General features: G+C 68.5%; 14 protein-coding genes. 11 read left to right on the top strand and 3 right to left on the bottom strand.

The window, feature by feature from the left end; translation table 11 throughout:
* Positions 1-99: 99 nt before the first annotated feature.
* From ASE43_RS16275 to ASE43_RS16230, 10 genes are all read left to right on the top strand, one after another.
* The gene (locus ASE43_RS16275) at positions 100-1,296 is read left to right on the top strand and encodes an argininosuccinate synthase (RefSeq protein WP_056173723.1); all 1,197 of its coding nucleotides are present in this window, start codon (positions 100-102) and stop codon (positions 1,294-1,296) included.
* 220 nt (positions 1,297-1,516) lie between these two features.
* On the top strand, positions 1,517-2,608 hold the full coding sequence (locus ASE43_RS16270) for an acetylornithine deacetylase (RefSeq protein WP_057161223.1): 1,092 nt from the start codon (positions 1,517-1,519) through the stop codon (positions 2,606-2,608).
* Positions 2,608-3,936: an acetylglutamate kinase gene (locus ASE43_RS16265; RefSeq protein ID WP_056173730.1), complete on the top strand. Its 1,329-nt coding sequence runs from the start codon at positions 2,608-2,610 to the stop codon at positions 3,934-3,936. Before ASE43_RS16270 ends, ASE43_RS16265 begins: the two co-directional genes overlap by 1 nt.
* Position 3,937: 1 nt before the next feature.
* Positions 3,938-4,558 (top strand): GNAT family N-acetyltransferase, encoded by a 621-nt coding sequence (locus ASE43_RS16260; RefSeq protein WP_057161222.1) that lies wholly within the window; start codon positions 3,938-3,940, stop codon positions 4,556-4,558.
* Positions 4,533-5,495 (top strand): N-acetyl-gamma-glutamyl-phosphate reductase, encoded by a 963-nt coding sequence (gene argC, locus ASE43_RS16255; protein ID WP_057161221.1) that lies wholly within the window; start codon positions 4,533-4,535, stop codon positions 5,493-5,495. Before ASE43_RS16260 ends, argC begins: the two co-directional genes overlap by 26 nt.
* 11 nt (positions 5,496-5,506) lie before the next feature.
* Complete coding sequence (argH, locus tag ASE43_RS16250; protein WP_057161502.1) at positions 5,507-6,796, top strand: argininosuccinate lyase; 1,290 nt, start codon at positions 5,507-5,509, stop codon at positions 6,794-6,796.
* A complete protein-coding gene (gene proB, locus ASE43_RS16245) occupies positions 6,793-7,974 on the top strand; it encodes a glutamate 5-kinase (protein WP_057161220.1) in 1,182 nt (393 codons plus the stop codon). Before argH ends, proB begins: the two co-directional genes overlap by 4 nt.
* On the top strand, positions 7,971-9,239 hold the full coding sequence (locus tag ASE43_RS16240; protein ID WP_057161219.1) for a glutamate-5-semialdehyde dehydrogenase: 1,269 nt from the start codon (positions 7,971-7,973) through the stop codon (positions 9,237-9,239). Before proB ends, ASE43_RS16240 begins: the two co-directional genes overlap by 4 nt.
* 91 nt (positions 9,240-9,330) lie before the next feature.
* Complete coding sequence (locus ASE43_RS16235; protein ID WP_082607330.1) at positions 9,331-11,607, top strand: CocE/NonD family hydrolase; 2,277 nt, start codon at positions 9,331-9,333, stop codon at positions 11,605-11,607.
* Between the two features lie 129 nt (positions 11,608-11,736).
* A complete protein-coding gene (locus ASE43_RS16230) occupies positions 11,737-12,531 on the top strand; it encodes a class I SAM-dependent methyltransferase (RefSeq protein ID WP_057161217.1) in 795 nt (264 codons plus the stop codon).
* Between the two features lie 22 nt (positions 12,532-12,553).
* Here the strand turns inward: ASE43_RS16230 and ASE43_RS16225 are convergent, their stop codons facing one another.
* On the bottom strand, positions 12,554-12,931 hold the full coding sequence (locus ASE43_RS16225) for a hypothetical protein (RefSeq protein WP_157500013.1): 378 nt from the start codon (positions 12,929-12,931) through the stop codon (positions 12,554-12,556).
* 293 nt (positions 12,932-13,224) lie between these two features.
* Between ASE43_RS16225 and ASE43_RS16220 the strand changes: the two genes are divergently transcribed.
* Positions 13,225-14,019, top strand: coding sequence for a uracil-DNA glycosylase family protein (locus ASE43_RS16220; RefSeq protein ID WP_082607329.1), 795 nt, complete (start codon positions 13,225-13,227; stop codon positions 14,017-14,019).
* Positions 14,020-14,023: 4 nt separating this feature from the next.
* Here ASE43_RS16220 and ASE43_RS16215 read toward each other — a convergent pair whose 3' ends face one another.
* On the bottom strand, positions 14,024-14,638 hold the full coding sequence (locus ASE43_RS16215; RefSeq protein ID WP_157500011.1) for a hypothetical protein: 615 nt from the start codon (positions 14,636-14,638) through the stop codon (positions 14,024-14,026).
* Positions 14,639-14,727: 89 nt separating this feature from the next.
* A complete protein-coding gene (locus tag ASE43_RS16210) occupies positions 14,728-15,066 on the bottom strand; it encodes a YciI family protein (protein WP_057161214.1) in 339 nt (112 codons plus the stop codon).
* Between the last annotated feature and the right edge of the window lie 22 nt (positions 15,067-15,088).

Raw genomic sequence — 15,088 nt, 5'->3', positions numbered from 1 at the left:
CGCGTTCGCCTTCGCTCCGAAACCTTGACCGCATTCGTTTGCCCTCACCCCAACCCTCTCCCGCAAGCGGGCGAGGGGGCAAAGACAAGAGAGAAAGAAATGAGCAAAGACATCGTCCTCGCCTTCTCCGGCGGCCTCGACACCAGCTTCTGCGTGCCCTACCTGCAGGAGCGCGGCTGGGCCGTGCACACCGTGTTCGCCGACACCGGCGGCGTGGACGCGGAAGAGCGCGCCTTCATCGAACAGCGCGCGGCCGAACTCGGCGTGGCCAGCCACGTCACCGTCGACGGCGGCCCGGCGATCTGGTCCGGTTTCGTCAAGCCCTTCGTATGGGCCGGCGAGGGCTACCAGGGCCAGTACCCGCTGCTGGTCTCCGATCGCTACCTGATCGTCGAAGCCGCGCTCGCGCGCGCCGCCGAGTTGGGCACCAAGGCGATCGCGCACGGCTGCACCGGCATGGGCAACGATCAGGTGCGTTTCGACCTGGCGGTGAAGGCGCTGGGCGACTACGAGATCGTCGCGCCGATCCGCGAAATCCAGAAGGAGCACACCGAGGTGCGCGCCTACGAGCAGAAGTATCTGGAAGAGCGCGGCTTCGGCGTACGCGCCAAGCAGAAGGCCTACACCATCAACGAGAACCTGCTGGGCCTGACCATGTCCGGCGGCGAGATCGACCGCTGGCAGGCGCCGGGCGAGGGCGCGCGCGGCTGGTGCAAGCCGCGTGCCGAATGGCCGACGGACGCGCTGAAGGTGACGATCGGCTTCGAGAACGGCGAAGCGGTGTCCCTGGACGGCCAGAAGATCGCCGGCCACACCCTGCTGGCCAAGCTCAACGGCCTGTTCGCCGAGTACGGCGTCGGCCGCGGCCTGTACACCGGCGACACCACCATCGGCCTCAAGGGCCGCATCATCTTCGAAGCCCCGGGCCTGATCGCGCTGCTCACCGCGCATCGCGCGCTCGAGGAAGCGGTGCTGACCAAGCAGCAGAACCGCTTCAAGCCGGAAGTGGCGCGCAAGTGGGTCGAGCTGGTCTACGAAGGTTTCTTCCACGATCCGCTCAAGACCGACCTGGAGGCCTACCTGGCCAGCTCGCAGTCCACCGTCAACGGCGAAGTCGTGCTGGAGACCCAGGGCGGCATCGTCAACGCGGTCGCGATCAGCTCGCCGCACATCCTCAACGCCAAGGGCGCGACCTACGCCCAGGCCGCGGATTGGGGCGTGGCCGAGGCCGAGGGCTTCATCAAGCTGTTCGGCATGAGCAGCACCTTGTGGGCCGAGATCAACCGCAAGCCGTGATCCGAGCCCCTCTCCCGCGCGCGGGAGAGGGGTTGGGGTGAGGGAGGCGAGCGCCGCAGGCGCAAGCTGCTTTCGCCGTTGCTGTTTCTTCAAGGCAACCGCAAAAGCGCCCTCACCCTGACCCTCTCCCGCCAGCGGGAGAGGGGACTGAGCCGCAAGCCGACGTCGCGACCAAACCCGCAACCGAACCACCGCACAGACACGACGAGCCACGAACTCCATGCTCCCCGAAGTCCTGAAACACCTCGAAGCCCTGGTGTCCTTCGACACCCGCAACCCGCCGCGCCAGATCGGCACGGGCGGCATCTTCGATTACCTGCGCAGCCAGCTCGAAGGTTTCCGCATCGAGGTCGTCGACCACGGCGACGGTGCGGTGTCGATGCTGGCCGTGCGCGGCAATCCGCGGCGCCTGTTCAACGTCCACCTCGACACCGTGCCGTCCTCGCAGCACTGGAGCGCCGACCCGCACCTGCTGCGCGTGACCGACGAACGCGCGATCGGCCTGGGCGCCTGCGACATCAAGGGCGCGGCCGCCGGCTTGCTGGCCGCCGCGGCGGTGAGCTCGGGCGATGCCGCGTTCCTGTTCAGTACCGACGAGGAAGCCAACGATCCGCGTTGCATCGCCGGTTTCCTGGCCACCCAGCATGGCTTCAACGAAGTGATCGTGGCCGAGCCGACCCTGTGCGAAGCGGTGCTCGCGCATCGCGGCATCAGCTCGGTGCTGTTGAAGTTCCGCGGCGTCGCCGGGCACGCCTCCGGCGCCAACGCCATGCAGGCCAGTGCCTTGCACCAGACCATGCGCTGGGGCGGCAAGGCCCTGGACTACGTCGAATCGCAATCGCACCAGCGCTTCGGCGGCCTGACCGGCCTGCGCTTCAACATCGGTCGCGTCGAAGGCGGCATCAAGGCCAACATGATCGCGCCCAGCGCCGAGCTGCGCTTTGGCTTCCGGCCGCTGCCGTCCATGTCCATCGACGGCCTGCACGAAACCTTCGGCACCCTGATCGAAGCCGGCGCGATCGAGCGTTACGAGGAAACCTTCCGCGGCCCCTCGCTGCCCGCGGGCGACGTCGCCACGGCCGAGCAGCGCCGCCTGGAGGCGCGCGACCTTGCCGACGCGCTGGACCTGCCGATCGGCAACGCGGTGGATTTCTGGACCGAGGCCTCGCTGTTCTCGGCCGCCGGCCTGACCGCGATCGTCTACGGCCCCGGCGACATCGCCCAGGCGCATACCGCCGACGAATGGGTGAGCCTGGAGCAACTGGAGCGTTACGCGCGCAGCGTCGCCCGCATCATGGGAGGTAATGCCTGATGGCCATTTCTATGGACGCCCATCTGCAGACCCGTCAGACCATCGTGCGCCTGCTGTCCAGCATGGCCAGCGCGAAGGAGATCTCGCAGTACCTCAAGCGCTTCTCCCAACTCGATGCCAAGCGCTTCGCCGTGGTCAAGGTCGGCGGCGCGGTGCTGCGCGACGATCTGGAGGCGCTGACCTCGTCGCTGGCCTTCCTGCAGGACGTGGGCCTGACCCCGATCGTGATCCACGGCGCCGGCCCGCAGTTGGACGACGAACTGTCGGCGGCCGGCATCGTCAAACAGACCGTCAACGGCTTGCGAGTGACCTCGCCGGAAGCGTTGGCGATCGTGCGCCGCGTGTTCCAGTCGCAGAACCTCAAGCTGGTCGAAGCGCTGCAGTCCGGCGACGGCCGCGCGACCTCGATCATCTCCGGCGTGTTCGAGGCCGACTACCTCGACCGCGACACTTACGGCCTGGTCGGCGAAGTGAAGCAGGTCAATCTGGCGCCGATCGAAGCCAGCCTGCAGGCCGGTTCGATCCCGGTGATCGCCAGCCTGGGCGAAACCGCGGGCGGCCAGATCCTCAACGTCAACGCCGATTTCGCCGCCAACGAACTGGTGCAGATGCTGCAGCCGTACAAGATCGTGTTCCTGACCGGCACCGGTGGCCTGCTCGACGACAACGGCCGGGTGATCGATTCGATCAACCTGTCCACCGAATACGAAGACCTGATCCAGCAGCCTTGGATCAACGGCGGCATGCGGGTCAAGATCGAACAGATCAAGGACCTGCTGGACAAGCTGCCGCTGACCTCGTCGGTGTCGATCACCAAGCCGGCCGAGCTGGCCAAGGAACTGTTCACCCATAAGGGCTCGGGCACCCTGGTCCGGCGCGGCGAGCGCGTGCTGCAGGCGCAGCGCTGGGACGAACTGGACCTGGTGCGGCTGCGTTCGCTGATCGAATCGGCGTTCGGCCGCAAGCTGGTCGACGACTATTTCGACAGCACCGCGCTCAAGCGCGCCTACGTCAGCGAGAACTACCGCGCCGCGGTGATCCTGATCGAGGCCGAGGGCCGCACCTACCTGGACAAGTTCGCGGTGCTCGACGACGCCCAGGGCGAAGGCTTGGGGCGCGCGGTGTGGCAGGTCATGCGCGAGCAGAACCCCAGCGTGTTCTGGCGCTCGCGCCACGGCAACCCAGTCAATCCCTTCTATTACTCCGAGTCCGACGGCTGCCTGAAGCAGGAGAAGTGGAAGGTGTTCTGGTACGGCATGCAGGGCTTCGACGAGATCGCCGCCTGCGTCGACTATTCCAGCCGGCGCGCGCCGACCCTGGAGGGCTGAGATGGGCGCGAACCAAGCCTGGAGCGTCCAGCCGCGCCTGAGCGGCGAGCACGTCGCGCTCGAGCCCCTGAGCCTTGTGCACGCCGACGGTCTGCGCGCGGCCCTGGCCGGCGGCGAGCTGGCCCGGCTTTGGTACACCAACGTGCCGGCGCCCGAGGGCGTGGACGCCTACATCGAGGCGGCGTTGGCGATGCGCGACCGCGGCCAGGCCTGGCCCTTCGTGGTGCTGGACGGGCAGGGTGGGGTGGTCGGCAGCACGCGCTACTACGATATGGATGCGCAGGTGCCGCGCCTGCAGATCGGCTACACCTTCTACGCCCCGCGCGTGCAGCGCACCGGCCTGAACACCCAGGCCAAGTGGCTGCTGCTGCGGCACGCTTTCGAAACCATGGGCTGCATCGCCGTGGGCTTGGAGACCAGCTGGTTCAATCTGGCCTCGCGCACGGCCATCGCCCGGCTCGGCGCCAAGCAGGACGGCGTACTGCGCAACCACCGCCGCCATGCCGACGGCAGCCCGCGCGACACGGTCGCGTTTTCGATCATCGATACGGAATGGCAGGCGGTGAAGCGCAACCTGGAGTACAAACTGGCACGCCATGCCACCGGAGCCCAGCATGACTAAGACCGTCGGCATCGTCGGCGCGCGCGGCCACGTCGGCGCGGAACTGATCCGCCTGATCGCCGCGCATCCGGGTTTCGAACTCGGTTTCGTGTCCTCGCGTGAGCGCGAAGGCCAACGCGTGGCCGAGCATTTCCCCGAGGTCGGCGGCGAGCTGCGCTATAGCGCGCCTTCGCACGAGCAGTTGCCCGGCTACGGCGCCGACGCGGTGATCCTGGCCCTGCCCAACGGCAAGGCCGCCGACTGCGTGGCCGCGTTCGACACGGCCGGCGTCGACCCGGTCATCGTCGATCTGTCGGCCGATTACCGTTTCGACGATGGCTGGTACTACGGCCTGCCCGAACTTACCCGCGCGCGCTACGCCGGCCAGCGCCGGATCAGCAACCCAGGCTGCTACGCCACCGCGATGCAGCTGGCGGTCGCGCCCCTGCTGGATCTGCTGGACGGCCCGGTGCAGTGCTTCGGCGTGTCCGGCTATTCGGGCGCGGGCACCACGCCCTCGGACAAGAACGATCCCGACAAGCTGCGCGACAACCTGATGCCGTACGCGCTGACCGGTCACGTGCACGAGCGCGAGGTCACGCGTCAGCTTGGCCGCGCGGTCGAGTTCCTGCCGCACGTGGCGCCGCATTTCCGTGGCCTGACCATCACCGCCAATCTGCGCCTGAGCCAGGCGCTCACGCGCGAAGCCCTGGTTGCGCGCTATCGCGAACGTTACGCCGGCGAAGCCCTGGTGCGCGTGCTCGATGAGGCGCCGTGGGTCAGCGCGATCGCCGGCCGCCATCATGTCGAGCTGGGCGGTTTCGCCCTGGCCGACGACGGCCGCCGCGCGGTGGTGGTGGCGACCGAAGACAACCTGCTCAAGGGCGCCGCCACCCAGGCGCTGCAGAATCTCAACCTGGCGTTCGGTTACGACGAAACCGCCGGCATCCCCCTTTGAAGGAAGGCTCCATGTCCGATCTGCTCTGGCAAAAACCCGGCGTCAAGGTCGACGCGCGCATCCAGCGTTTCCTCGCCGGCGAGGACGTGATCCTGGATCGCGAGTTCTTCCTGTTCGACATCGAAGCCAGCCGCGCCCACGCGCAAGGGCTGCAGCAGATCGGCATCCTGTCCGCCGACGAGCTGGCCGGGCTGTCGCGCGAGCTCGATACGCTGGTCGCGGACTTCGGTGCGGGCGACTTCGTGCTCGACGAGCGCTACGAGGACGGCCATTCGGCGATCGAATCGCGCCTGATCGAGCGCCTGGGCGATGCCGGTCGCAAGATCCACACCGGCCGCAGCCGCAACGACCAGATCCTGGTCGCCACGCGTTTGTGGTTGAAGGACCGGCTGTCGCGCCTGCACGCGCTGTGCCGCGAAAGCGCGCAGGTCGCGCTGGCGCGCGCCGAAGCCGAAGCCGCGCTGCCGCTGCCGGGTTATACCCATCTGCAGCGCGCCGTGGTGTCCTCGGCCGGCATGTGGTGGGCGGCCTGGGCGGAAGGTTTCATCGACGACGCGCTGCGCGCGCGCCAGACCCTGGGCTGGGTCGACGCCAATCCGCTGGGCAGCGCCGCCGGCTACGGCGTGAACCTGCCGCTGGCGCGCGACCACACCACCCAGGCCCTGGGCTTCGGCCGCCTGCAGGTGTCGGCCGCGTACGCGCAGCTGTCGCGCGGCAAGTTCGAGATGGGCGCGATCGAGGCGCTGTCGTCGGCGCTGCTGGACCTGCGCCGCCTGGCTTGGGACCTGAGCCTGTTCACCAGCGCCGAATTCGATTTCGTCGCCCTGCCGGCCGAGTACACCACCGGCAGTTCGATCATGCCCAACAAGCGCAATCCCGACGTGATCGAGCTGATGCGCGCCAGCTATTCGGCCGCCGCCGCCGCGCGCACCGAGATCGAGCAGTTGCTGTCGCTGCCCTCTGGCTATCACCGCGATCTGCAGTTCTCCAAGGGCGCGATCTTCCACGCCTTCGGCCGCGGACTGGCCGCGTTGGAGCTGCTGCCGGATCTGCTGCGCAATCTGGAATGGAAGCCCGCGCGCCTGCGCGCGGCGCTGGACCCTTCGATGTACGCCACCGACCTGGCGGTCGATCTGGCGCGCGAAGGTCTGCCGTTCCGCGACGCCTACAAGCAGGCCGCCGACCCCGCGCGCTGGGCCCAGGGCGATCCCGAAGCCAGCCTGGCCGCGCGCGTCTCGCCCGGCGCCGCCGCCGATCTGCGCCTGGATAGCCTGCGCCAACGATTGCAGGATCTGACATGAGCACGACGGCAAAGGACTTCGCAGCGCAGCCTTTGCCGTCCTGGCGGCGCGCGGTATTGAAGGTGGGCAGCAGCCTGCTCGCCGGTGCGCCCGACCGGCCGTCGGAAGACGGCCTGGACCCGCGCTATGCCACCGAACTCGCGCATTTCATCGCCCACGCGCGCGCCGAAGGCCGCGAAGTGGTGCTGGTGTCCTCCGGCGCGGTCGCGGCCGGTCGCGGACGCATCAAGACCGGTGGCGACGGCCTGGTGCTGCGCCAGGCGTTGGCGGCGCTGGGCCAGGCCTCGCTGGTCTCGTTCTGGCAGTCGCTGTCGCCCGCGCCGGTGGCGCAGGTGTTGCTGACCCACGACGACCTGCGCCACCGTCGCCGCTATCTCAACGCGCGCGCCGCCTTGCGCGAGCTGCTGCGGCTGGGCGCGCTGCCGGTCATCAACGAGAACGACACCGTCGCGGTCGACGAACTCAAGCTGGGCGACAACGACAACCTCGCCGCCGCGGTGGCCTCGCTGGTCGACGCCGATCTGCTGCTGATCGCCACCGACATCGGCGGCCTCTACAGCGGCCACCCGCAACGCGATCCCGACGCGCGCCCGATCGAGCGCGTGGCCGCGGTGACGCCCGAACTGCTGCAAGCCGCCAGCGGCGGCGCCGGCGCGCTCGGCACCGGCGGCATGCGCACCAAGCTGGAGGCGGGCGCCAAGGCCGCGATGGCCGGCATCGCCACCGCGCTGTTCTGCGGCCGCGACGCCGAGGTCGTGCGCGCGCTCGGCGAGGGTCGTCTGCACGGCACCCTGATCGCCGCGCGCCGCGATCGCGCGCGTGCGCGCAAGCAATGGCTGCGGCATGCGCCCGCCAGCGGCGCGCTGCGCATCGACGCCGGTGCGGTGGCGGCGCTGCAAGCGCGCGGCGCCTCCTTGCTACCCGGCGGCGTGGTCGAGGTGCTGGGCGAGTTCCGGCGCGGCGACGTGCTCGAACTGCGCCCGCACGACGATCCCGGCGCAGCGCCGTTGGCGCGCGGCCTGGCCCAGTACAACGCTGCCGAGACCCGGCGCATCGCCGGCCGCCACAGCCGCGAGATCGAAGCGCTGCTCGGCTTCCGCTACGGCGAGGAAGTGGTGCACCGCGACGACCTGGTCCTGCTGGACGCGCAACTCAACGATCTGGAGACGCCCGCATGAGCGGTTACGTGCGCAATCTGGCGCTACAGGCTCGTGCAGCCTCGGCCGCGCTTGCGGCCAGCGATGGCGCGACCCGGCGCCGGCTGATCGAAGCCATGGCCGCGCAGTTGGACGCGCAGTCGGCGCGGGTGCTGGCGGCCAATGCCGAGGATCTCGAACGTGGTCATGCCGCCGGCTTGTCGCCGGCGATGCTGGATCGCCTGCGCCTGGATCCCGCGCGCCTGGCGGCGATCGCCGAGGCCCTGCGCGAAGTCGCGGCCCAGCCCGATCCGCTGGGCGAAGTCACCCGCCGCGAGCAACGTCCGAACGGCCTCACCATCGAACGCCAACGCGTACCGCTGGGCCTGATCGCGATGATCTACGAAGCGCGCCCGAACGTGACCGCCGATGCGGCCGCGCTATGCTTGAAGGCCGGCAACGCGGTGTTGCTGCGCGGCGGTTCGGAAGCGCGCGCCAGCAACCGCGCTATCGCCGCCTGCCTGCATGCGGCCTTGCGCGAAGTCGGCCTGCCCGAGGCCGCCGCGACCCTGATCGAGGACACCGCGCGCGAGCACGTGCTGGAACTGCTGCAGCTGTCGGACCTGATCGATCTGGCGATCCCGCGCGGCGGCGAAGGCCTGATCCGTTTCGTCGCCGAACACGCGCGCGTGCCGGTGATCAAGCACTACAAGGGCGTGTGCCATCTCTACGTGGATCGCGCCGCCGACCCGGAGCGCGCGCTGGACTTGCTGATCGACGGCAAGACCTCGCGCCCGGGCGTGTGCAACGCCCTGGAAACCCTGCTGGTGCACGCCGACATCGCGCCGGCCTTCCTGCCGCGCGCGCTCGCGGCTTTGGCCGAGCGCGGCGTCGAGCTGCGCGGCTGCGCGCGCGCGCAGGCGTACTCGGACGCCGTGCAGCCGGCCAGCGAAGCCGACTACGACGCCGAGTACCTGGACCTGATCCTCAGCCTGCGCGTGGTCGACGACCTCGACGCCGCGCTGGCGCACATCGCCCGCCACGGCTCCGACCACACCGAGGTGATCGCCACCGAGGACGCAGCCGCGGCCGAAGCCTTCGTGCGCCGCACCCGCAGCTCGGCGGTGATGGTCAACGCCTCTTCGCGCTTCAACGACGGCGGCCAGCTAGGCCTGGGCGCGGAGATCGGCATCTCGACCACGCGCCTGCACGCCTACGGCCCGATGGGCGTGGAGTCGCTGACCATCGAGCGCTACGTGGTACGTGGGGCAGGACAGGTCCGGCATCCGGAGTCGAGACAGGCCTGAGCGCCGGCCGGTCCCTGCCGCCATCGACCTTGTGCGACGATTCGGCAGCCTGGATGCATCCCTTCCAGGAACCGTCACGCCTGGAGGGCGAATGTTGCGACCGATCCTGTGTGCATGCTTGTGGCTGGCCGCGTTGCCCGCATTCGCCGATGCCCCCTATGCGTTTCCCGCCGCGGCCGTCGAGGACCGCGCGGCCTTGGACGCCGCGATGCCGATCCTGGCGCGGCAACTGCTGACCGACTATCGCGACGAAGACCGTGCGCAGTACTTGAACAACCGCTTCCGCCTGCAGCTGGTCGCCGGCCAGTACGCGGAAGCCGAGCGCAGCCTGGTCGAGATCCGCACCACTGCGCCAAGCACCGGCCCCGTGCCGGTGCGCCCCAACCTGATTCAGTACGAGCTCTATGCGCGCGCCAAGGCGCTGCAGACGCGCGACGGCACGAGCTTCGAGACGGCGTTCCGGCGTGCGTTCGCCGACGTGGTCGGGGCGATGGACGACCCGACGTCGGCCCTGGCCATGCGAGTGCTGAACCTGGACCCCACCGAAGAGGCGCAGGAACGACGCGCGGTGGACGATGCGCTGGCCGCGCAGAAGGGCAAGACCACGATCGAGCGCGACCCCGCCTTGGGCTTGTCGCGGGTCTATCAGATCGAGCAGGTCTATCGGGACCTCAGGCCATTGCTGCCGCGCCTGGTCGCGCAGGACGACCAGCGCCGCTACACGATCCAGCGCGACATCGCGGTGCGCACGCCCGAAGGCGCGACCGTGTGCGCGCTGGTGGTACGCCAGCGCTCGGCACCGGCCAAGTCGCCGACGTTGCTCAACTTCACCATCTACGCCAATCCGGTGACGCTGCTCAACGAGGCCCGGCGTTCGGCCGCCCACGGCTACGTCGGCGTCGGCGGCACCAGCCGCGGCAAGGCCTGCAGCCCCGACAAACCCACGCCCTACGAACACGACGGCCGCGACGCCGCGGCGCTGATCGATTGGATCGCGGCCCAGCCCTGGAGCGACGGCCGCGTCGGCATGTACGGCGGCAGCTACGAAGGCTTCACTCAGTGGGCCACCGCCAAGCATCGGCCCAAGGCGCTCAAGGCGCTGATGCCCTCGGCCACCGGCGCGCCGGGCATCGACGTGCCGATGGAAGGCGGCATCACCTACGGCTTTCAGTACTACTGGCCGTTCTATGTCGCCAATAACCGCAGCGTCGACAACGCGGCCATGGAGGACTACGCGCGCTGGCAGCGCATGCAGCGCGAGTGGTATGTGAGCGGGCGCAGCTACCGCGATCTGGAAAAGATCGACGGCGTGCCCAACCCGTTCTACCTGCGCTGGCTGGACCACCCCGACTACGACCGCTACTGGCAGGACATGATCCCGTACCGCGAGGAGTTCGCCGACCTCGACCTCAAGGTGCTCACCACCACCGGCTATTACGACGGCGCCCAGATCGGCGCGCTGTACTACCTGCGCGAGCACTACCGCTACCGCCCGCAGGCCGAGCACTACCTGGTGATCGGCCCCTACAACCACATCAGCGGCCAGCGCGGCACGGTCGCCACCGGCGATTGGCTGCGCGGCTACAAACTGGATCCCGTCGCGCAAATGGATATCGGCGTGCTGCGATACCAGTGGTTCGACTACGTGTTCAAGGGCGCACCCAAGCCGGCGCTGCTGGCCGACCGCATCAACTACCAGGTGATGGGCGCCAATGTCTGGAAGCACGCTCCTTCGCTGGCCGCGATGGGCGAGCGCCGCCAGCGCTTCCACTTCGGCCCGGCGGGCGAGGGCGATCGCTATCGTTTCCTGACGCAATCGTCGGGGCACGACGCCTACGTGACTCAAACCGTGGACATGCGCGACCGCAGCGACGCCGACCGCATGGTGCCCGGAGGCGGCATCGTCGATAAAGTCATCGACACCGCCGACAGCCTGGTGTTCGTGAGCGAACCCTTCGCTGAGGCCGGCGAATTTAGCGGCCTGTTCTCGGGGCATCTCGACCTGGCGGTGAACAAGCGCGACTTCGACTTCAACATCGGCCTGTACGAGCTCAACCCGCAGGGCGAGTACTTCGAGCTGTCGCGCTACCAGTCGCGCGCCAGCTACGTCGCCGACCTGTCGCGCCGCGCCTTGCTCACGCCGGACCAGCGCACCCAACTCGACTTCAGCGCCGGCCGCCTGACCAGCCGCCGCTACGCGGCCGGCAGTCGCCTGGTCGCGGTGGTCAGCGTGCTGCGCAACCCGCAACAGCAGATCAACTACGGCAGCGGCAAGCCGGTGTCCGACGAGACCATCGCCGACGCCGGCGAACCGCTGCGGGTGAAGTGGTACGGCGATGGGTATCTGGAGATTCCGCTCAGCCGTTGAGCGCCGTCCGCATGCGACTCATGGATGGGCCGGGACCGACGCCTTTGTGCGAGGCGTCGCGTCCGGTGCGGGGGGCGGGTGTTAGGGTTTCAACCAGCCCGCGATCGATCGCGAGCGCAGGGAGCCGCCATGCAATCGCCCGACACCACATCGCCGGACCCGCACCCCAAAAGCGTCGGCGGTGCGGTGGACTACGACGCGGAACTGCAGTTGCACGACCGCGTGTTCCGCACCGCCTGCGCCATCGCCGCCCATGAGCGCTTACTGGACATCGGCTGCGGGGCAGGGCAGACCACCCGCGATGCGGCGCGTGCGGCGCCGTCCGGTAGCGCGATGGGCCTCGATATCATGGCCCCGGCGATCGAGAAAGCGCGCGCACTCGCCGCGGCCCAAGGCGTGCGCAACGTACGTTTCGAACACGGCGACGCAGCCACCTATCCGCTCCCATCGCAAGCCTTCGACGTCGCCATCAGCCGCTACGGCACCATGTTCTTCGCCGACCCGCTGGCCGCGTTCCGCAACATACGCAGCGCGCTGACCGAAGACGGCCGTCTCGTCATGATGGTCTGGCAGACCCGCGAGGCCAACGAATGGTCCACCGCCGTGCATGGTGCCCACGCCAAATCCACCGCCGCGTTCTCGCTAGCGGACCCGGCGGTCACCGAGCGCCTGCTCGCCGAGGCCGGGTTCGCCCAGGCGACGTTTCAGGACGTACACGAGCCTGTGTACTACGGCGATAGCATCGAGGCCGCCTTGGAATGGATCGGTCAGTTCCAGGCCACCCAGGCCGCCTTGCAATCGCTGGACGTAGCGGCCGCCGCGCGCGAGCGGGCGCGACTGCGCGAAGTCGTCGCGCAGCACTATCGGGATGGAGGCGTGTGGTTCGGCTCGCGGGCGTGGATCGTCAGCGCGGGAGGCCGGTGATGTCGCGAGTCCAGGTGGTCGCCTAGAAGTCGCACCTCAAGCTTCCGTCGATGGTGCGCGTGCCGATCTTGAGCTGGGCTTTGCCCTTCTGCCCGATCAGAGTGAAAGACGGCGGCAGCGAATCGTCGCCAGGGTTGCGAAACGTCAGATCGACGGTCGCCGTCTTTTGGCTGAACTGTTTCAGGGTGTACTGCTTCGACGACAAGGTAATCAGATCGCCGGAGCCCAAGGTCGTCGAGCTGAAGACGACCATCGGGTCGATGTCGGTGTAGCCGATGAACTCCACCTCGTAGTATTGCGGCGATTCGCCGCCGGTGAACCGGCAGGCGGTCTGTGAGGCAGTGGCGGGCTGGCCGAAGAGGGCCAATAGGGCGGTAGCGAGAACTATCCTTGGTCTCATGGGGCGGTTCCTGATGGGGCATGCCGCAATGCGGCTTCGGCGGGCGAAGAACTGCTAAGCCGCGATCGCTGGGATGCCGCCCAGGCTAGCTTTGTACACGTGCGTGAGCGGTCGGCGGTCGCGGCCGATCTATGAGGCCTAAGCCACTGAACTTATGCAAGCTGGATGCGGCGAGCCGGTGGAGGCGGGGTCGGAACCGGTGCGCGGCCTTGCGCGGCAGCCTTCAGTCCGGCCCTCGACTATGGCCGCCGACCGGGAGGGACCGCGTTCCTAGATAGCGACACCGCCGAGCCATGGAGGCCACGATGAACACGGACCCGTTCGATACCGGCCCTACGGGCAAATTCCGCACGCTGTGCCAGAAGTATCCCGACGACACGGTGTATCGGGGCGCGGACGGTTTTCGTTCGCTGTGGGGACCGATCTTCTACCGCGGCCGTGCCAATGGCAGCGCGCGTCTGTTGGTCATCGGCCAGGACCCGGCGCAGACCGAGGCATTTACGCGCCGGATTCTGTCGGGGCAGGCCGGGCGGCGCGTGCAGGGCTTCGTCGAGAAGCTGGGCTACACGCGCAGCTATCTGATGATCAACGCCTTCGTGTACGGCATCTTCAACCAGAACATGGCGATGCCGCACCTCAACGACCCGGAGATTCAGGCCTATCGTCATCAGTGGCTGGAGGCGGCGTTCGCGAAGGGCAAGATCGAAGCGGTGGTGACCTTCGGCAACGCCGCGTTCAATGCCTGGACCGCGTTCAAGGCGACGCCGGCCGGGCAGGCGGTGACGGCCTTCCATCAGAAGGCGCTGCACCCTACGGCCGACAAGCCCGGTGGGCCAATCACGCGCAAGGACCTGCTCGATAACTGGAATATCGCCCTGAACAAGCTGCGCCCGCACATCCAGAACCCGGACGTAAGCAAGCCCCTGGTTCCCTACGGCAACGACTTCACCGCGGCCGAGCTGCCGGCGATTCCCAGCCGCGACTTCCCGATGGGCCTACAGCCCTGGATGCGCAACACGGACTTCTGGGCGGGCATGTCGGACCCACCGGGCACCGAGCGGGCCAACATCTCCATCGTCGTCCCGTAAACGCTCAGGCCACCATCGAGGGATCGGCGACTTCGATCACCCGCGGCGTGTCGCCCAAGGCATTCGGGGCGCACCAGACGCGCGCCTGCGCGCCTACACCGGGAACTTGGGTTTGCAGCAGATACTCGCGCGAGTGCTCGGGATGCCACTGGCCGCTAATCGGCCGGTCGCCGGGGATCTGCACGACGAGCGCGAACGAAGCGACCGCACCGTCTTCGGCGAGCGTCCAGCGCCGCTCGCTCACCCGGCCGGTCGTCGCGATCGCGCCGTGCACCATGGCGCGCCAAGCCGCTTGCAGCCGAGCTTCGTGTTTCGCCTGCCGGATCGAAGCGATCAACAGCGCCCACAGCGCGGCCGTGAGCCCGCCGATCATGACGGTGAAGATGAGGTTGAACCAGGCGCCGGGCGTGTCGCTGGTCCAGAGCAGATGCAAGGCCCAGGCGGCGCCGGCCGATGCGATCGCGTTCATGAGCGCGAATGAGCTGCGCCCGGCGACGCTCATGCGGCGTGGGAGCCTTAAAGCCTCCGGCGCCCGCTCCAGCGATGATGCCGCTTCGAGCCGCGGCAGGAGATGGATGACGTGGCCGTCGGCGTAGTCGTGCGTGCTGGGCGTCGGCATGCGCGCATGGTAGTGCGCCTTGTCGGATTCGGGCTAGCGTTCGCCGGCAGGGAGCCGCAGGGCTGGCGACGCGACGACCGACGCCGCGATCAGGACTCCGGGTTGTACATGATCTCGCGTACTTCCTGAGCGCAACGGCAGGCCGCGGCGAGCTTGGCCGCCCACTGCAGCGCCTCGTCCCGCGAGGACACTTCGATGATCGAAAAGCCGCCGATCACCGCCTTGGTTTCCGGGTAGGGGCCGGCGGAGACCGAGCCGTCGCTGGCGACGATGCTGGCCTGCTGGTTCAAAATGCCGCCGCCGAAGATCCAGACCCCGGCCGCCTTGGCTTCGCGCACCACGGCGTGCGAGGCCTCGGATACCGCGGGCAAATCGGCTTCGGGAATCGTCATCGTTCCGTCATCGAACGAGATCAGGTATCGCATCATCTCCACTCTCCCGTGACTGGCG

Source organism: Lysobacter sp. Root983, from assembly GCF_001429345.1.
GTDB lineage: Bacteria > Pseudomonadota > Gammaproteobacteria > Xanthomonadales > Xanthomonadaceae > Lysobacter.
The sequence above is the reverse complement of the archived record's forward strand: the minus strand, read 5'-3'. Positions and strand labels throughout refer to the sequence as shown.

Bases quoted from the DNA above. Each gene is read 5' to 3' on its own strand.
- ASE43_RS16275 (WP_056173723.1), top strand. From the start codon at position 100: ATGAGCAAAGACATCGTCCTCGCCTTCTCCGGCGGCCTCGACACCAGC.
- ASE43_RS16270 (WP_057161223.1), top strand. From the start codon at position 1,517: ATGCTCCCCGAAGTCCTGAAACACCTCGAAGCCCTGGTGTCCTTCGAC.
- ASE43_RS16265 (WP_056173730.1), top strand. From the start codon at position 2,608: ATGGCCATTTCTATGGACGCCCATCTGCAGACCCGTCAGACCATCGTG.
- ASE43_RS16260 (WP_057161222.1), top strand. From the start codon at position 3,938: ATGGGCGCGAACCAAGCCTGGAGCGTCCAGCCGCGCCTGAGCGGCGAG.
- argC (WP_057161221.1), top strand. From the start codon at position 4,533: ATGCCACCGGAGCCCAGCATGACTAAGACCGTCGGCATCGTCGGCGCG.
- argH (WP_057161502.1), top strand. From the start codon at position 5,507: ATGTCCGATCTGCTCTGGCAAAAACCCGGCGTCAAGGTCGACGCGCGC.
- proB (WP_057161220.1), top strand. From the start codon at position 6,793: ATGAGCACGACGGCAAAGGACTTCGCAGCGCAGCCTTTGCCGTCCTGG.
- ASE43_RS16240 (WP_057161219.1), top strand. From the start codon at position 7,971: ATGAGCGGTTACGTGCGCAATCTGGCGCTACAGGCTCGTGCAGCCTCG.
- ASE43_RS16235 (WP_082607330.1), top strand. From the start codon at position 9,331: ATGTTGCGACCGATCCTGTGTGCATGCTTGTGGCTGGCCGCGTTGCCC.
- ASE43_RS16230 (WP_057161217.1), top strand. From the start codon at position 11,737: ATGCAATCGCCCGACACCACATCGCCGGACCCGCACCCCAAAAGCGTC.
- ASE43_RS16225 (WP_157500013.1), bottom strand. From the start codon at position 12,931: ATGAGACCAAGGATAGTTCTCGCTACCGCCCTATTGGCCCTCTTCGGC.
- ASE43_RS16220 (WP_082607329.1), top strand. From the start codon at position 13,225: ATGGAGGCCACGATGAACACGGACCCGTTCGATACCGGCCCTACGGGC.
- ASE43_RS16215 (WP_157500011.1), bottom strand. From the start codon at position 14,638: ATGCCGACGCCCAGCACGCACGACTACGCCGACGGCCACGTCATCCAT.
- ASE43_RS16210 (WP_057161214.1), bottom strand. From the start codon at position 15,066: ATGATGCGATACCTGATCTCGTTCGATGACGGAACGATGACGATTCCC.